General features: G+C 36.1%; 18 protein-coding genes. 16 read left to right on the forward strand and 2 right to left on the reverse strand.

Translation table 11 applies throughout. The features are described 5' to 3' along the window. Positions 1-200, forward strand: a 200-nt coding sequence (locus tag J7E67_RS30345; RefSeq protein WP_214733431.1) for a hypothetical protein, incomplete at its 5' end; no start/stop codon positions are given. Positions 201-423: 223 nt separating this feature from the next. Beyond that, the gene (locus J7E67_RS30350) at positions 424-1,782 is read left to right on the forward strand and encodes an arsenic transporter (RefSeq protein WP_214718774.1); all 1,359 of its coding nucleotides are present in this window, start codon (positions 424-426) and stop codon (positions 1,780-1,782) included. Between the two features lie 21 nt (positions 1,783-1,803). On the opposite strand, the gene J7E67_RS30355 is transcribed toward J7E67_RS30350, so the two are convergent. Together J7E67_RS30355 and J7E67_RS30360 are read right to left on the reverse strand one after the other, a co-directional pair. Next, positions 1,804-2,409 carry a VanZ family protein gene (locus tag J7E67_RS30355; RefSeq protein ID WP_214718771.1) on the reverse strand — a complete coding sequence of 202 codons (606 nt, stop codon included), beginning with the start codon at positions 2,407-2,409 and terminating at the stop codon, positions 1,804-1,806. Further along, the gene (locus tag J7E67_RS30360) at positions 2,410-3,747 is read right to left on the reverse strand and encodes a D-serine ammonia-lyase (RefSeq protein ID WP_374103016.1); all 1,338 of its coding nucleotides are present in this window, start codon (positions 3,745-3,747) and stop codon (positions 2,410-2,412) included. Positions 3,748-3,918: 171 nt separating this feature from the next. On the opposite strand from J7E67_RS30360, the gene J7E67_RS30365 reads away from it, so the two are divergent. The 14 genes from J7E67_RS30365 to J7E67_RS30430 all read left to right on the forward strand — a co-directional run bounded on the left by J7E67_RS30365 (position 3,919) and on the right by J7E67_RS30430 (position 18,500). Next, positions 3,919-4,719 (forward strand): hypothetical protein, encoded by an 801-nt coding sequence (locus tag J7E67_RS30365; RefSeq protein WP_214718767.1) that lies wholly within the window; start codon positions 3,919-3,921, stop codon positions 4,717-4,719. A 154-nt stretch (positions 4,720-4,873) separates the two neighbouring features. Beyond that, positions 4,874-5,614 carry a type I methionyl aminopeptidase gene (gene map, locus J7E67_RS30370; RefSeq protein ID WP_214718766.1) on the forward strand — a complete coding sequence of 247 codons (741 nt, stop codon included), beginning with the start codon at positions 4,874-4,876 and terminating at the stop codon, positions 5,612-5,614. Between the two features lie 95 nt (positions 5,615-5,709). Beyond that, complete coding sequence (locus J7E67_RS30375; protein WP_214718764.1) at positions 5,710-6,123, forward strand: MerR family transcriptional regulator; 414 nt, start codon at positions 5,710-5,712, stop codon at positions 6,121-6,123. Positions 6,124-6,212: 89 nt separating this feature from the next. After that, positions 6,213-7,523 carry a hemolysin family protein gene (locus J7E67_RS30380; RefSeq protein ID WP_214718762.1) on the forward strand — a complete coding sequence of 437 codons (1,311 nt, stop codon included), beginning with the start codon at positions 6,213-6,215 and terminating at the stop codon, positions 7,521-7,523. 296 nt (positions 7,524-7,819) lie between these two features. Continuing rightward, entirely contained in the window at positions 7,820-8,479 is a 660-nt protein-coding gene (locus J7E67_RS30385; RefSeq protein ID WP_214718760.1) for a sugar transferase, read from the forward strand. Between the two features lie 16 nt (positions 8,480-8,495). After that, positions 8,496-9,956 (forward strand): teichuronic acid biosynthesis protein TuaB, encoded by a 1,461-nt coding sequence (gene tuaB, locus J7E67_RS30390; protein WP_214718758.1) that lies wholly within the window; start codon positions 8,496-8,498, stop codon positions 9,954-9,956. After that, the gene (tuaC, locus tag J7E67_RS30395; RefSeq protein ID WP_214718757.1) at positions 9,956-11,149 is read left to right on the forward strand and encodes a teichuronic acid biosynthesis protein TuaC; all 1,194 of its coding nucleotides are present in this window, start codon (positions 9,956-9,958) and stop codon (positions 11,147-11,149) included. The genes tuaB and tuaC overlap by 1 nt, the downstream gene beginning before the upstream one ends. Before the next feature lie 40 nt (positions 11,150-11,189). Beyond that, on the forward strand, positions 11,190-12,524 hold the full coding sequence (gene tuaD / locus J7E67_RS30400; protein WP_214718785.1) for a UDP-glucose 6-dehydrogenase TuaD: 1,335 nt from the start codon (positions 11,190-11,192) through the stop codon (positions 12,522-12,524). Positions 12,525-12,535: 11 nt separating this feature from the next. Beyond that, on the forward strand, positions 12,536-13,480 hold the full coding sequence (locus J7E67_RS30405) for an NAD-dependent epimerase/dehydratase family protein (RefSeq protein WP_214718754.1): 945 nt from the start codon (positions 12,536-12,538) through the stop codon (positions 13,478-13,480). Between the two features lie 24 nt (positions 13,481-13,504). Then, on the forward strand, positions 13,505-14,821 hold the full coding sequence (gene tuaE, locus J7E67_RS30410; protein ID WP_251027108.1) for a teichuronic acid biosynthesis protein TuaE: 1,317 nt from the start codon (positions 13,505-13,507) through the stop codon (positions 14,819-14,821). Between the two features lie 14 nt (positions 14,822-14,835). After that, entirely contained in the window at positions 14,836-15,522 is a 687-nt protein-coding gene (locus J7E67_RS30415; protein WP_214733432.1) for a GumC domain-containing protein, read from the forward strand. A 14-nt stretch (positions 15,523-15,536) separates the two neighbouring features. Next, the gene (gene tuaG / locus J7E67_RS30420) at positions 15,537-16,295 is read left to right on the forward strand and encodes a teichuronic acid biosynthesis protein TuaG (protein ID WP_214718748.1); all 759 of its coding nucleotides are present in this window, start codon (positions 15,537-15,539) and stop codon (positions 16,293-16,295) included. A gap of 6 nt (positions 16,296-16,301) precedes the next feature. Beyond that, a complete protein-coding gene (gene tuaH / locus J7E67_RS30425; protein ID WP_251027106.1) occupies positions 16,302-17,468 on the forward strand; it encodes a teichuronic acid biosynthesis protein TuaH in 1,167 nt (388 codons plus the stop codon). Positions 17,469-18,161: 693 nt separating this feature from the next. Then, positions 18,162-18,500 carry a YmaF family protein gene (locus tag J7E67_RS30430; RefSeq protein ID WP_168244099.1) on the forward strand — a complete coding sequence of 113 codons (339 nt, stop codon included), beginning with the start codon at positions 18,162-18,164 and terminating at the stop codon, positions 18,498-18,500. Positions 18,501-18,582 lie beyond the last annotated feature (82 nt).

The raw sequence follows: 18,582 nt of genomic DNA on the forward strand, positions 1-18,582 counted from the left end.
AGGTAGCTCAGGCAGCTCAGGCAGCTCAGGTAGCTCAGGTAGCTCAGGAAGCTCAGGTAGCTCAGGCAGCTCAGGTAGCAGCGGTAGTAGCGGCAGCCACGGTAGCCATGGTAAAAAAGGTCCAAAAGGAAAAAAACACTAACAGTAGCAACCGATACTTTCAAAAGTATCGGTTTTTTTGTTCATTCCTTATTACATAAACCTATTAAAATGCATGTGTGTCATTCGTCTATATATAAAAATATAGGTAAAAATCTAGTAGAATTATTGAAAATACTTCTAGTTACATGCTGATTTATGAAAAGACGAGACATTCGTTTAGAACAAGCCTTCACTTTGGGACGTACTATAAAGCAAAGGACAAGAAGGAAATAAACGGAAAATAATGAAGGAAACTTATGTGAAGGGAGTAAATTAATTTTTATGTATCATCAATCGACGGTAATCATTACCATCTTTGCTTTTATTCTAACAATGGTCCTGATCTTTATCCGTCCAAAAAATATGAACGAAGCAATCCCAGCGACAATAGGCGCCATTATTGTTTTTGTAAGTGGAAGCGTTTCGATAGGGGATTTAGTTGACATAAGTTCAAAGGTTACAGGGGCAGCAATTACCATTATAGCCACAATCGTTATGGCTATCGTACTTGAAAGCTTTGGATTCTTTAGTTGGACCGCTGCTTTAATGTTAAAAATATCAAAAGGGTCAGGAATTCGCTTATTTTGGAATACCTTAATACTCTGCTTTTTAATGACACTATTTTTTAATAACGATGGAAGTATCTTAATTACTACACCAATTCTGATCTTAATTTTAAATAATTTAAAATTAAAAAACAGGCAAAAGATACCGTTTCTCTTAAGTGGTGCGTTAATTGCGACTGCTTCAAGTGCTCCAATAGGTGTTAGTAACATCGTTAATTTAATAGCCTTGAAAATAATAGGAATGGATTTGTATCTCCAAACGGAAATGATGTTTGTTCCTGGGGTTCTGGGATTACTATTTTTATCCTATCTACTATTCCTAGTTTTTAAGAAAGATATTCCGAAAGAAATCCGCTTCCATTCCTACTCCATTCCACTGCATAAAAACCGTCCATATCATCCATTACAACAAGGCTCTGAAACTTTATTCAATCAACAAAAGAAACTCATGATCAATATGCTCGTCTTTGTATTCCTTGTACGGATTAGTCTTTTCGTCGCATCCTTTATTGGCATCTCAGTCTCGTTGGTAGCTGTGTGTGGTTCGGTTATCTTACTTATATGGAGATGGATTCACTTAAAGGTAAATCCAAAAGATGTGGTCGGTAAAATTCCTTGGCATATCTTAATATTCGCCTTTAGTATGTATGTCATCATCTATGGTTTACACAATATTGGATTATCGAATCTTTTACTAAGCTATTTAAAACCGATTGTTAAAGATAGTTTGCTGCATGCTAGTTTAACCATGGGGGTCATAACAGCTTTTCTTTCAAATATCTTTAACAACCATCCAGCCTTAATGATATCAACCTTAGCCTTGACGGAAATGGGACTAGATCCCTTATTAACGAAAACCGTTTACTTATCAAACATCATTGGCAGTGATATTGGGTCGCTGATCCTCCCAATCGGAACTCTTGCAACACTGCTTTGGATGCATATTTTAAAGACTAATAAGATTAAAATAACTTGGATGCAATATATAAAAGTGACCATAGTTGTCATCCCCGTCACGCTAATTTTCACCCTAATCAGCTTATATTTATGGCTATTACTCGTATTTGCAGCTTAATAATAAATGATACTAAAGGACTCATCTATCGATGGGTCCTTTAGTATTCGTGATATTCACCACTTGTTTAACCAAAGGAAAGAGAACGCAGCCTAGATAAATTCCAAGTAAATTTAAAATCAAATCGTCTATGTCCAAGCTCCCACGATGGGAAACAAATTGCAAAACCTCAATGCATGCAATCATCAATGAAGCAATAAATAATGCCTTCCATTGAGAAAACTGTTTAAACCTAAGGCATAGGCCGTAGGGAAGGAACAAACCAATATTAGCAGCCAGATTATAAAAGGAAATTAACCAGTTCACTTTTCCTGACAAATAAAATGCAACTGTGGAAAAGGGGACAAGATTCATTGAGTGATAGCTTTGCTCGTTTGGGCGGAAAAATAACAAAATCACAAGTGCAACCGTGTAGAGAGTTAACCCTCCCAAAAAGAGTGGGTAGGGAAGATTGATCGTTTCTTTCCGGATAAATAAAACCAACCATAAGACCAACCAAACAATACAGAACAGGACCACTATTAAAACGATTGGGTGTAAATATGAAACTAGTCGAATAAAAACAGGTGAAAAAAGAATAAATATAACAATAGAAATCATCATTGAAATAAATAATGTTTTTCTCAATTATTTTGATCCTTTTTGATAATATTCTGCCATCATTTCTGCAGGAACCATGCTTCCGCCAGTTGCCCAAACGATATGTGCAGCATCGCTCATTTTATCCAATAAATTATGGTTCCGTAAGTAATCATTTCCCTCTCTACATAAGAAAACCGGTCCAATCATCCCTGCGAGTGCAGAAGGCTCTAAATGAATTTCTTCAGTATCGACAAGATCCTTGAGCAATTTGTATAATTGTTCGTCGCTTATTGTATAACTTCCACTTAAGAAAGGGTCAATAATTTTGCCGACAAATCCCGAGGGTTTACCGACAGCAAGTCCATCTGCATCGGTGACATTGTCAATTCCGATATCCTGAACAGAAATTTGATCATGTAATCCCGTCAATAATCCGAGTAACATACAAGGAGAATGGGTGGGTTCAGCAAAGAAACAGTGGACGTTATCTTTAAACAATTGCTTCAATCCAAATGCTACGCCTCCTGGACCACCGCCAACCCCACATGGCAGGTAAACGAATAAAGGGTGGTTTTCATCAACTGTGATTTCTAACTGTTCTAACTGCTTTTTCAACCGGGAGGCGGCCACGGCGTATCCTAAAAATAAATCACTTGAATTTTCATCATCCACGAAATAACAACTAGGATCTGCTTTTGCTTGGATTCGTCCTTGCTCGACAGCTTTGCTGTAATCGGCTTCATATTCAATTACCTGCACATTTTTGCTGCGAAGCAAGTCCTTTTTCCATTGTTTTGCGTCCGCGGACATATGAACTGTTACCTTAAACCCTAATTTAGCACTTATGATACCAATACTTAGACCTAAATTTCCAGTAGAACCGACGGCAATAGAATAAAGGGAAAAGAAGGATCGGAATTTTTCACTTGCTAGAATCGAATAATTATCTTGGATGGTAAGCAATTGATGTGTTAGAGCCAAATCTTCTGCATGTTTGAGTATTTCATAAATACCGCCTCGGGCCTTGATTGACCCTGAGATTGGAAGGTGACTATCACACTTTAGTAATAAATCACCTAAGATAGGCTGTCCATAATCCTGGGCTAATTTTTGCTGCATAGATGGTATGCTCACTAATGGAGATTCAATGATCCCATTGGCTGCTTTTGTTTCAGGGAAAACCTTAGTGAGATAAGGAGCAAAACGATTCAATCTTTCTTCCGCATCTTTAATATCCTCTACAGTCAGCGGAGATTTTTCGAGCCCTTGTTGAGAATTTTCAAGGTTAGGATTCACCCAAAATACTTCATCTAAAGATTTGAGTTTTTCTAACAATGGAAGTTGTTTGCTATCGAGCCATGTGTGTATTTCTTTGTTATTCATGTTCTTCATTGGGATACCTCTGTCTTTTGGGAATATAATCAAGCGTTTTTTAGAATATATATATTTTATCACAAGAATATTTTTGCTACGTTATTAATTGTATAGTAGTCGCTTGTCTTTAACACTTGTTTTCTTCTTGCATATTATTTAAATAAAAGGCATGTGAGGGACATGTATTTAGTTGGCTTTTACTCTCCAAAAGCAAAATCAGGTGTAACGGAATTGTCTTTATCCATTTATAATTGGATTAAATTAAATACAAATATTTCTGCTGCATTCATTTCTTACGGGACTTTAGAAAAAGAGGAGACTTCAAATGAGCTCATTCATGAATTTTCTAAATTGACTTTAATCGAACAAAAACGAAAAGTGAAGTTGATGAAAAACGAGTACGATATCATTATTTATGATGCATCAAGTCAACTTTCCGAAGGTGTCTTAAAGCTTTTACCGATTGTTGACCGGTTATTTGTTGTGGGTGAAGAACATACTGATTTTGCCGTTAAACTGCAAAAAATTATTCAATTTGATAAAATTTTTGATAAAAGCGTCAAAAATTTTATTACACATTTACGAGGTAGTAAAACGTTTATTATTCGTGAAAATAAGGAAGATCGTGTGATTGGATTCAACTACTCCAAAAATGAAACAAATACTATTGGTCAGATGGTGTATACAGACTATGTTACACGGTATATAGAAGAGAAATTCATTGGAAAAAATATTAAAATATTTAAGAAGATCTTACTTATACCTAAGAAGGACTTGTATAAAGGCTTACATGAATTAGGTATTGATTTTGAAAAAGCACTGCTCTTTCATGAATATGTTTTTCTCCGAGAAGCGTTAGGTCAAGATTACCAAGAAGCACTAGAAAACCTCTTTCCACTTTTAATTAATGCCACCTATAAAGAAATTTTTGAAAAATTTCAAAATGAAATAAATTTTATCAAAAAAGTAAAATTATTATGATCCATAAAAAATACAGAGTAGCCTTGTTAACTACTCTGTATTTTTTGTCAATATCTCCACTTCAAAAGGTTATGCTTGGATTTTATCCGGGGATAAATGTACAATCTAATAGGTGAACGTTTATTAAGATAAAATAACATAGGTGGGAAAAAGCATGATTGCAAAGACGGAAGAGGATTTTAATGGATTGAAAGAAATTGGCAGAATCGTTGCTGGGATTCGCGATGAATTAGTGCAACGAGCGGTACCTGGGGTAACTACTAAGGAGCTCGATGATATAGCTGGTCAGTTATTTGAGAAGGAGGGCGCCATTTCTGCTCCAAAGGGGGAGTACGATTTTCCCGGGTTTACGTGTATTAGTGTCAACGAAGAAGTGGCTCATGGAATTCCGAGTGATCGAGTGATTCAAGAAGGAGATCTTGTTAATATAGATGTTTCTGGTTCCAAGAACGGTTATTTTGCAGACACAGGCGTCTCGATTGTCGTCGGAAAAGGTGAGGAAATTTTATCGAAAATTTGCGACGTCGCAAAAGAGGCATTTGAAGCTGGTCTTAAAAAAGCAAAACCAGGCTCCAAAATAAACGGGATGGGTAAAGTCGTTTTTCAAACGGCTAGAAATCATGGATTAACCGTGATTAAAAATCTTACAGGACACGGTATTGGACGAACAATCCATGAAAAACCTGAATATATTTATAATTATAATGAAACCTCTGATAATGGATTGCTTAGAGAAGGAATGGTTATTGCATTTGAACCATTTATTTCAACCCATGATGAAGAAGTGTTTCAACTAGAGGACGGCTGGACCTTTGTTACAGAAAAAAGCTTTGTCGCTCAGTACGAACATACACTTATCGTAACTAAAAACGGACCAGTCATATTAACACGCTGATAACCATAGATCAAACCGGAACGTTGACTGTACGGTTTGGTCTATGGTATATTTAATTTAACATTTACATGGGAAGGGGTGAGTAATTTGGGGAGTTGTATCGAATTGGTGAAATAGCAAAATTAAAGAATATTTCCAAACGGACAATTGATTATTACACCCAAATAGGCTTACTAAACCCTATTCGGACGGATTCTAATTATCGATTGTACAGTGAGGAGTGTCTTCAAATTTTAACTATGGTTGAACATTATAAAAATTTGAATATGCCCCTTGAGGAAATAAAGTCTTCCATTGAATTGATTAAGTCAGACAATACAATTGATAAACAAAAAGTAGAAAAACATGTTGAACAGATTGCCAGTATTATGCAGCATCTGAAAGAAGAAATAAATGTCATGGAACCTATTCTTCAAAAATTAAACAACCAGCAAAAAGAATCACTTGTTAATAAATTATCATCAGAAGGCATTACATTGGCTCAAACATTATTATTATTGTTTAGCTAAGTATTAATTTATTATTTTGATAGAAAATAAATAAACTCGTAAAAAAACAGGAGGTGTATTCCTTACTTATCTTTTAAGTAAGGAGACCATTGATAATTAGTAATCTACTAATAATAGCAATTTTAATTGCTTTTACAGCATTTTTTGTAGCTTATGAATTTGCTATTGTTAAAATCCGCGGTACACGTATTGATCAGCTCGTTAGCGAAGGGAACAAGAACGCGATCGCGGCAAAAACGATTGTTACTAATCTTGATGAATATTTATCTGCATGTCAATTAGGAATTACCGTTACAGCTTTAGGACTTGGGTGGTTAGGAGAACCAACGGTGGAACTTATCCTTCATCCGCTGTTAAGTTACTTTAACATGCCAGAATCTATCTCAGGTATTACTTCATTTATACTAGCGTTTGCATCAGTAACTTTTATTCACGTAGTTGTTGGGGAGCTTGCACCAAAGACCTTTGCCATACAAAAAGCGGAAGAGGTCACTTTGATTTTTGCAAGACCGATGATTCTCTTTTATAAAATAATGTATCCATTTATTAAAGCACTAAATGGTTCTGCTCGTTTCATCGTCGGAATTTTTGGACTGAAACCTGCATCAGAACATGAAGTAGCACACTCAGAGGAAGAACTTCAATTAATCATTTCCGAAAGCTATAAGAGCGGGGAGATTAATCAATCTGAATATAAATATGTGAACAATATTTTCGAATTTGATGATCGAAACGCCAATGAAATTATGGTACCACGCACTGAAATTATTGCTTTTGATATCTCACAATCTTTAAATGAATGTCTTCAAATCGTGACGGAAGAAAATTATACAAGGTATCCGGTCATCGATGGTGAGAAGGATAACATAGTTGGTATGGTAAATATGAAAGAGGTTTTTACCGAATATATTAAAGGCAAGAATGTTGAAACATCTATTCAAGAGTATGTTCGCCCAGTTATCCAGGTTATTGAATCGATCCCAATCCATGATTTACTCCTGAAAATGCAAAAAGACCGTGTTCATATGGCCATCTTAATGGATGAATATGGCGGTACAGCAGGATTAGTCACTGTCGAAGATATTTTAGAAGAAATTGTTGGTGAAATCCGTGATGAGTTTGATGCGGATGAAGTACCTGAAATTAATAAAATTAGTGAAAATAAAACCATCGTTGAGGGTAAAGTCCTAATTGATGAAATTAATGATTTATTCGGTTTAGACCTTGACGATTCAGATATGGATACAATCGGTGGATGGATCTTATCAGAAAAAATGGATGTCGTCGAAGGCGATAAAGTTAGATATGATGATTATGAATTTAAAGTGCTTGAAATCGATGGTTACCATATTAAATCATTAGAAATTTTAAAAATTGCCAAGCAAGAATCGATAGCTTAAACTAACTCCCTCTTGTCTAGATAAGAGGGAGTTTTTTTGTAACCCTATAAGAATCTAAGAAACTGACACAAAAAGGAAAAGTCCAAATCCTTATTGTGTCAGTTTTTTTCATTATATCGGTATATCTGCCTATATTTTGTAAAAATCTTTACAAAGTATTTAGAAACTTAATAAATATTCTAAATATTTTACAAACTCTTCACCAGTACTCAACAGCAACTTCAAGTTTTGTACCTATACTTTACGTATGGATTAGCAAAACACTTTATTAATAAATCTTATGGGGTGGTACATTTGTGAGTACTGAAAAAAGCTACAATATCTACCAAGATTATTTGACGGTCCCAGCCTCTAATCTCACATTATCAAAGAATGTGGAACATTACCTCTATTTAAAAAGAGTGTATGATATTTTTCTTGCAACCGTTGGGTTATTTATTGGACTGCCAGTTGTTGTTTTATTTACTATCCTCATTGTCATTGAAACACCAGGGTCTCCATTTTATGTTCAGGAGAGGATTGGTAAGAATGGAAAACGATTCAAGATGGTGAAGTTACGATCCATGAGAATGGATGCAGAAAAAGAAGGTGCAAAGTGGGCAGAGGTAAATGACCCTCGTATCACAAAAGTGGGAGCATTAATCCGAAAGACTCGTATTGACGAGCTTCCTCAATTGGTCTCTGTTTTAAAAGGAGACATGTCAATTGTAGGACCAAGACCGGAAAGACCATTCTTTACAGCAAAATTTAATAAAGAGATAAAGGGATTCGAAAATCGGCTACTTGTTAAACCAGGCCTTACAGGTCTAGCTCAGGTTAGTGGGGGATATGATATTTCTCCAAGAGAAAAACTTAAATATGACCTAGAATACATACAAAATTTAACATTCTCACTTGAAGTTAAAATTATATTGAAGACGTTTAAAGTAATTTTGACAGGAGAGGGAGCACGTTAATAAAGGCGGAAAGCATATGTCAGTCATCAGAAACCAACTACATAAAGGAGTAAAGTGGACTGGAATTTCAACACTTATAATTACAGCCCTTCAAATTATCCAATTTGCATTACTTGGCAAAATGATGAGTATATCCGAATTTGGGCTAGTAGGAATGATTACCACAATTGTAGTGTTTGCTCAGATATTGCTGGATCTTGGTTTTGGTACAGCCGTAATTCAAAAAGAAGGGGTTTCGGCCCGTGTGTTGTCATCACTGTTTTGGCTAAATGTAGTAGTAGGAATCGGGTTGTTTGTACTTTTATTCCTCTTTAGCCCTCTGATTGCGACATACTTTCAGCGGAGTGAATTAGTCGAACTTATTCGAATATTGGCTGTGATGTTTTTAATCGCTCCGGTCGGGCAGCAATGCCAATATTTGTTACAAAAAGAATTACGTTTTAATTTGCTGGGTGCCATTGAAGTAGGGACTAATGTTTTCTCCTTTTTAACATTGGTGATTCTCATACTTTCAATTAGTCCAATTTATGCCTTTGTCATTTCGCAAGTCGTTCTGAATTCATTAAAAGGCATTCTTTATTTTATGTGTTATCAAAAGAAATGGCGGCCTTCACTCGTATTTAATTTGTCGGAATGCAAGGAATACATATCGTTTGGGGCATACCAATTAGCTTCACGGTTAGTCAATCGAATTGGCTCCAACCTTGATGTGATATTAATCGGCCGATTTATGGGCGCGGAGGCACTGGGTATTTACAATCTTGCCTATCAAATCGTGACAATTCCGGTCTTAAAGATTAATCCGATTATTACTAGAGTGGCTTTTCCGGTTTTTTCGAAAAGTCACCAGAATCAAGTTTTATTAACAGATGGATTCTTACACATGACAAAGCTATTAAGTCTAGTTTCCTTTCCCATCTTGATGGGTCTCACGGCCGTGTCTAATGTGTTTATCTTAACTATTTTTGGACAGAAGTGGCTGGACGCCGTTCCAGTTGTGCAAATCATGGCAGTCGTAGGCATTCTAAGAGTTTTAATGAATCCAAATGGATCAGTTATTTTAGCAAAAGGAAAAGCTAATATTGCTTTTTATTGGGATGCCGGCGTCCTCATTCTCTATGGTGCCTCTTTATGGTTAGCCGTCATGACGAATAAATTGGAAGTTGTAGCTTGGACATATGCAGGTGTTAGCCTGGTGAACTTCTTAGTTGGAAGATGGTTATTAAACTGGTTAATTCAGCTACGTTTTAGGCAATACCTGCAAACCATTTCTGTTCCATTCCAACTATCTATGATCATAACAGTGATCGCATTTTGTATGAAGGAAATTTCCGCCATTTATTTTCCACAAACAAGTATTTGGCCACTTATTTTTTCGGTAGGCATAAGTGCGGTCACGTATATTTTGCTTTTATATAAGATGTATCCCCATTTTTTCTTGAGGATATTAAAAAAACAGATTAGAGGGAAAACATAATGAAGATTTTATGGATAACAAGTGCTTATCCCAGTGTCGAAAAACCAGGTCTTGGTGTTTTTCATGAAACTCAGGTTCAAGCACTGATCCGGTTAGGCGTAGAGGTTACAGTGATTTGTCCTGTGCCCCGTAATCCCTTTTTGATCAGATATGTAAAAAAGCAATATCGTGCTTATAAGGAGATTCCATTTGTGTATCTCAGAAAAGGAGTGACGGTCTACCGTCCGCCATATTTAGCACTGCCGGGCCAACTAAGATGGGCCCAGCCGGATAAACGGATGGCTGCTTGCATATTAAAAACAATGTCTGATTACGAGATAGAGCCCGATTTAATGCACGCACATTTTGCCATGCCGTCAGGAGGGGCAGCGAGAATTGTTGCTGAACAAAAAAAGCTGCCGTGGATTTTAACCTTACATGGCAGTGATGTAAATATTTATCCCAATTATAGCGCAAGTGCAAAAAAAGCATTCGAACAAACTGTACAGGCGGCAAATCAGGTATTGGCAGTGGGGGAAAGCCTAAAAATTAGAACAAAGGAGTTAGCAGGCAGAGATAGTATGGTACTCCCCATAGGGGTTGATCTATCACAATTTAAACCTCCCGAGGAAACCAAAAGGGAAATAAGAAGACGTCTTCAACTCCCTGAGGAAAAGAAGATTGTTGTTTTTGTAGGAAGATTAACACAAGCTAAAGGAGTTTTTGAACTCGCTCATTCACTTCATTGGCTTTCTAATGATGTAGCCATTTTGTTTGTTGGAGATGGACCAGCGAAAGATAAATTACAGCAGCATTCCGATTTCAATAGAAGGCTGTTTTTAACGGGTCAAGTTGAAAATGAAAGTGTAAAAGATTATTTGTTTGCTAGTGATGTGTTTGCCCTCCCGTCTTATACAGAAGGGATGCCAACCGTTGTAATTGAGGCACTAGCCCTAAAGGTACCTGTGATTTGTACCGCAGTAGGAAGTGTGCCGGAGTTATTTGGGGAGCATCGTCAGCTTTTAATAGAAAGTAAGTCGGTATCAAGCCTAGTAAATCGGATAAACGGTATCTTAAACCGAAATCTTTATCCCACGCAGGTTCAGCATGAACTGTATGAACATATCCAAAAAAACTATCATGCCGATCACAATGGAGCATTGCTAAATGATGTCTATACACGGACGATAGAATCTATTTATTTAACTGAATAGTCTTTTCTGCAAGTAAAAATCATCAGGAGGATTGATAATGATGAAAAAAATTGCTGTCATTGGAACCGGATATGTTGGTCTGGTATCAGGCACATGTTTTGCTGATTCAGGAAACCAAGTTACTTGCTGTGATATTGATCAACTGAAAATAAACGACCTCATACGGGGGATCATGCCTATTTATGAGCCTGGTTTAAAAGAGCTGGTCCACAAAAATGTACGGAAGGGAACGCTAAATTTTAGCGCTAATATAAGTCAAGAGATTCGAGATGCTGAAGTAATTTTTATTGCAGTTGGTACCCCAATGACATCATCAGGCAAAGCGGACTTAACCTATGTAAAACAAGTCGCTAAATCCATTGGTGAAAATTTAAATAATTACAAAGTGATTGTCACAAAAAGTACGGTACCCGTTGGAACTGGCAAATTAATTGAAACTATTATTCATGAATTCAACAAAGAAAAACAACCTTTTGATGTTGTTTCAAATCCTGAATTTTTAAGAGAAGGGACAGCTATTCAGGATACGATGAATATGGAGCGTGCAGTAATTGGGGCCACAAGCGAAAAAGCTTTTCAAATTATTTCAGAAATACATCAACCGTTTACAGCAAATATTGTGAAAGCCTCTTTAGAAACGGCGGAAATAATTAAATATGCTGCCAATGCTTTTTTGGCTACTAAGATTTCATTTATTAATGATATAGCCAATATTTGTGAACGTGTTGGTGCTGACGTAACAAAAGTATCCACTGGAATTGGCTTAGATAGCCGGATTGGTAATAAATTTTTACAGGCAGGCGTTGGATTTGGCGGTTCCTGTTTCCCAAAAGATACTGCTGCGCTTCTGCATATTGCCGAGGATTGTGGGTACGATTTTAAATTAATCAAAGCTGTTATTGAAACAAACGAAGGGCAAAGGGTGCAATTAGTGAATAAATTGTTACTTAAATTAGGTTCTTTGAAAGGGAAAACAATAAGTGTTCTTGGATTAGCGTTTAAGCCAGATACAGATGATATTAGGTCTTCTCCAGCAATGGATATTATTCCCTACTTAACAGAGCAGGGTGCGATCGTTAAGGCATATGATCCCATCGCGATTGTAGAAGCAAAAAAACAGATCGGTTACCAGTGCACCTATTCAGAGGATATATATGAAACTATCAATGATTCAGATGCATGTATGATCTTGACAGACTGGAAGGACGTAAAAAAATTGGATTTACCATTAGTCAAACAATTAATGAAGCAGCCTCTGATTGTTGATGGCCGGAATCTTTTTGATTTAGAGATGATGAAAGGTCTTGGATTTACGTACCTTTCGATTGGGAGACCAGCCATCCAATCGGAATCAGTCATATCAAAGGTAATATAGGAGGGTTTTTGATGAGTAAAGTGATTGTCACAGGAGGCGCAGGGTTTATTGGCTCCCATATAGTAGAGGAATTGCTTCGAAAGGATTTCAAAGTTTCGGTTATTGATAATTTTACAACTGGTCGACGAGAAAACATCGAGCACTTACCTATTGAAGTCATTAATTACGACATTACCGATCCAAGTGTAATTGAATTAATTGTTTCCCTTTGTCCAGATTATATTATCCATCAAGCCGCCCAAGTAAGTGTGGCAGAGTCTGTCAGGGACATTCTATTTGATGAAAAAGTAAATATTAGGGGATCTCTTCACATTATTAAAGCTGCGATTAAATCGAAGGTGAAAAGAGTTGTTTTTGCTTCATCCGCAGCTGTATATGGAAATCCTGTGGCATTGCCTCTGACCATCGCTCACCCAACGCAGCCTGAATCACCATATGGTCTTACAAAGTTATCAGTTGAAAATTATTTGAAAATGTCTAGTAAACTGTATCAACTGCCATATAGTATTTTGCGCTACAGCAATGTATATGGTCCAAGACAAGACTCAAAGGGTGAAGGTGGAGTTGTAGCTATTTTTTCAAATCAACTTACTGAGAATAGAGCTCCCGTTATATATGGAGATGGAGAGCAAACGAGGGATTTTATTTTTGTTAGAGATGTGGCATCTGCAAATGTAAAGGCGCTTAATGCAAAGGAAAATATTAATGTCCATGTGTCATCAGGATCATGCATTTCCATCAATGAATTGTTTGAAACGATGAAAGAAGCTACTGGTTCGAATTTATCTCCAATCTATAAACAGGAGCGTTCAGGCGATATACGTCATAGTATTCTTGCCAATGAAGAAACAAAAACAATATTGAATTGGGAGCCCTCTATGACACTATTCGAAGGATTACAAGAGACTCTCCAGTACTCAAACAAAGCTTATCAATTGCAGCTAGTAAATAGTTGATGTGAAAAAGGAGAAGGAAGTTTGATGCAAAGTAATCCACTAGTTAAACAGGCAACAGATGTATCAGCTTACGTTATGTACTTATTTGTCATGACAACTTTTCTGAATCAATCGGTTTTAAACATTCATATTGGATTTTTTAGTTTATTTTTGTATCGCTTGTTCCTGATAGCTGCGGTTATTCTCTTTATCTTTCAAGCTATGAAGGAAAAGAATCTTCCGCAATATTGGAATGAGGTACATGTAAAAGGTGTTCTCTTTTTTCTATTGTTTTGGATGGCCTATGGAGCGGTTTCACTACTATGGGCAAAGTCCATAATAGAAGGCATTAAGTCTTTAATTCTTTTGGGTATGGGAATATCGTTTGTTTTTCTGGCAGTTTTTACTTTTAGGAAAATGATCAATTTGGTTCTGTTTTATGGTATTTGGATGTTTATGACAGCCATTTTATTGGTGATTGGATTAATAAATCATTTTGCACACATCCAGCTGCCTACATCAACTTTATACGGAGGCTCTGAGTATAAGCTGTCATATCCAACATCTGTTTTCTTTAATCAAAATGATTTTGCCACGTTTCTTACCATATCCTTCTTTTTTTATCTATCTTTAACAAAAAATAGTAAACTAGTATTTTTGAAAACCACAAGTTTTATACTTTCAATTTTATGCGTGTATATGATCTATTTGACGGAATCACGCGCTAGTTTGCTTGGAGTCATGATCGGCTTAATCGTTTATATGTTTATCCTTCTTCCGAGATTTTTAAAGAAAGTGGCAGCCATTATCGGTTCAACAGTTTTCCTATTTTGTGTAATCGTATTTTTCGGCACGTTTATCCATATGTTTGAGCGTTTGTTAAGCGCTGCAACCTTTTACCCAAGTAATGAACTGCTTCCATCTAATGTAGCGAGATTAAATTTACTGAGAAATACCCTTCACTTTTCATTAGAAACCTTTGGATTTGGGGTTGGTGCTGGCAATATCCCATTCTATTTAAAAAACGAGTCCATCTATGCAACAAATCATGTGGTGGAAGTGCATAATTGGCTGGCCGAAATTATGGGTAATTTTGGAGTAATAATTTTGCTTGGTTATGTAACCATGTATGCCTATCTTTTTGTAAGTCTCTATAAATTTTATAAAGAATGTACCAATCGGAACCATAAAGGGTTACTTGAAGCGTGTATGATGGGCTCTATTGGATTCCTTGTTTCAAGTATCAGTCCAAGTTCCGTTAGTAACTTATATTTTCATTGGGTATTTCTTGGATTAGTTATTTCTATTGTTTCGGTATTGACAGGCAAGAAAAATCAACTCAATGTGGAAAATTCCTACTAAGGAGCAAGGTTCAAATGGGACAAATGATTCAAGCTTTAAAAGAAAGAATGAACAAATACATCCTAATAATATTAGCAACAACCATTTTGCTTGGTGTGATGGGGTGGCTGCTGCCGGTAGGAAAAGAGGAATCAAGTTATACAGCAGAAGCGTCCCTTACCCTTGGAAACTACAATGACCCAGATTTTAATAATCCTAAACGTGTCATTTTGTTGTTAACCCACGCCCCATTTTATGAAGAACATTTGGCGGATCTAGGGGAAGAAAAGTATGACGAAATAAGTACGAAATTAAATGTAACAGCAGGAACGGATAACATGATAACACTTTCTTATTCCGATCATTCGAAAGAAAGCACTGCTAAGGTTCTTAACGAGATCATAAGCGCCTTTATGGCCATGGACAAAGATAGGTTCCAACAAAAACAGAAAATCATTCAGGAATCTATTGAATCATTAAACAATGAAAAAGTAGGTCCAGATGCAAAAGTAGATCAGCAACGTTTCTTATATGAACTAAATACAGCTCTATATGAAATTAAACACGCCAAATTAATAAAAAAAGCAGATGAAAATGCAATAAATACTGAAAATAGAGCCTTCAACTCAAAAGAGAGAATGGTTTTAGGGGTGTTATTGGGCGTAACACTAGGCTTTTTATGGATAGTTTTCCCCGTAATTTTCCGGGAACGGTCAAATTAATAGGAGGTTTTTTTATGGGTCCACAGCAGCCACAGATCTCAATTATAACACCTTCATATAATGCCAGTTTGTTTATAGAACATACAATTGATTCAGTTAGAAAGCAAACCTTTCAAAACTGGGAAATGGTTATTGTAGATGATTGTTCTACTGACGATACACCAGATAAATTAAAATTCTATGAAAAAATAGATGAAAGAATACATGTTATTTATTTAAATCAGAATGGTGGGGCTGCTGTTGCAAGAAACATTGCTTTGCAGCATGCAAAGGGCAGATTTGTGGCATTTCTTGATAGTGATGATTGCTGGAAACCAGAAAAATTGGAAAAACAGCTTAATTTTATGCAAACAAACGATTATGCTTTTACGTTTACAGGCTACGAATTTGTATCAAATGAAGGAGTACAATTGAACAAACGGATAGGAGCTCCCAAGCAGGTTTCGTACAATGATATGTTAAAGAATACTATAATAGGATGTTTGACAGTCATGATCGACCGAAGCATTGTCGGTCAAATTCAAATGCCTAACATACGAACACGACAGGATTTAGCCACTTGGCTGGCCATTTTAAAAAAGGGCATAATTGCTTACGGGTTAAATGAAAATTTGGCCGAGTACCGGATAGGAAATCCTTCCATTTCGAGAAACAAGTGGAAAGCTGCAAAAATGAATTGGTTTGTGTATCGCAAGGTAGAAAAGTTAAACCTTATAAAAGCATTTTGGTGTTTTTCTCATTATGCCTTGCATGCGGTTGTTAAAAGGATCTAGAGAGGGATGGGACAAATGAAGAGCATACATATCATTGTGGCAACAGGTGAGTGGGAACAAGATCAACTTCGGTATCGTAGACATCGGCTTGCAGAATATTTGCAAAATCATCCTGAAACAAAGGAAGTAATCTGGTTATGTCCAACACCAAACCAAAAAGAAAAGCACAATAAAAGATTGTCTAATGGAATAGATCAATGGACCATCCAAGATTTGTTTCCACAAAAAGTGTTTCGGTTTGGCCGCTATATCGATTCATTTCATAAAATTAAATTGCAGCCATTACTATTATATTTAAAAAAAGCTAAGGAAAGGTATACTGTTAATTTATGGTATACCTTTCCTGGATTCCCAACACTTTCTAACCTTTTTTCTTGGAATAAAGTGGTTTATGATTGCAGTGATTTATGGACCTCTCCTATCAATGGGAAAAACTCTATCCTAGCCAATTTTAGAAAAAATATCATATCAAGTGCAGAAGAGCGGATTATTAAAAGGGCAGATGTGATTTTTTGTACCTCTGAATATTTACGTACAAGAATCATAGAAAAGTTAGGTGCTGAAGAAAAGGTGTTTACCTTTGAAAATGGGGTGGAATTTGATAGGTTTGCAAACTATTCTACACAAATGGATCATATTCTACCTGATCATTTTGACGGAACGGTTTTAGGCTTTATCGGGGGAATTAAACCTAAGCTGGATTTTGATTTGATCCAGGAAGTAGCCCAAAAAAAGCGTGAGTGGCTTTTTCTTTTTGTGGGTCCAGATGGTACCAATGATCATCCTAAATTTAAAAATTTATTAACTGAGAGGAATGTTTTATGGACTGGAAGTGTTGCTCCTTCCGAGGTTCCAAAATATATGAACTTAATAGATATTGGAATTATGCCCTACAAGTCATCTCAGTATAACCAAGCGGTCTTTCCATTAAAGTTATTTGAATTTCTTGCAGCGGGGAAGTCCGTAATTGGCATGCATTTGCCATCTACTAAAAAATATGCTGAGCAGTCTGTATATGCTCTTTTAGATACAAATGATTCTAGCCAATTTATCAGTGCATGTGAACATTTAGAAAGCATCAAAAATCACGAAAACTATATCCTTAGACGTAAGTCACTTGCTAAAACAAAAAATTGGAACGAAGTATTTGAGGATATGTTCCAATTAGTTTAGATTAGAACAAACCTAGTTTATTTCCATTGTGGGAGACCCAAAAGGGTTTCCTTATTTTATGTGTTTATTTGTCCGTTGGAAATGTAGAGTGTCTACATAGGCACAGGTGCGTAATTATAGGGGAAGGACATGAAATGATTAGATAACTTTGTGGATTAGTAGATGGATAATGATTGGGTGTAGCTATCAATGTTTATTCGATTTTGTTTTGAAGAAAGAGAAATAAAAAATTCTTATAAAGGCAACCGAGATATACATTAAGAACAGAAAATTTAGAAAACTATACATGCAACTTCCTCCTAGTTAGAAATTGTACTTGTAAGAAGAGCTATTGAATAGGTATCACTATAATTACATTTTATGCTATTAATGCGAAGAAATAATGGATTCCATGTTAATCTTTTGTAAAGTAATGAGAATCTTATTTAACTTACATAAAAATTTTAAATCCTGTCCAATACATATTCCTACTATTAAATAAATATCATTAGTAATAAAGCAGCAAAGGAGGTTTATCAAAAAAATCAGCCTCAACTTCCTGGTCAAGTAAATATCGACCAGTTTAATCAGATGTTAATTGCTCCAGAATCATTCGCAGCAAGATCTGAATCGCAACCGAGCAACTATTTGTCTATCGTGTACAAAATCTATAAAACAACGAAATTAGCCAAAAAAATTAACTGAGGTGAGGATGTGAGTAAGGTAAGTAAAGATGATTTTGTTCAGGGGTTTGTGCCGAACCATAATCATGGTTCGGTTGATTATACTTCTGTTGATGCAGGTCATGTCCATCAGTGTTTAGATGTTACTTCGCCGCCAATTCAGACTCAGGATCAAAACCATATTCATTATACAGAGGGATATGTTGTTTTCGAAAATGGCCATACCCATTATTATAAGGCATATTCCGGTCCAGCTATTCCCGTAGGTAATGGCATGCATGTACATCATTATGATTTTTATACTACAGAAAATGATGGGCATAAGCACCATATAAGAGGTGTGGACCAACCTGCACCAGGAAATAAATAAAAATCACTGGAAATTTATTATTATTAATTATTCTCAACAAAAAAAAGAGACGACAGTCTCTTTTCAGACTGTCGACAAATCC

Source organism: Bacillus sp. ISL-46, assembly GCF_018613205.1.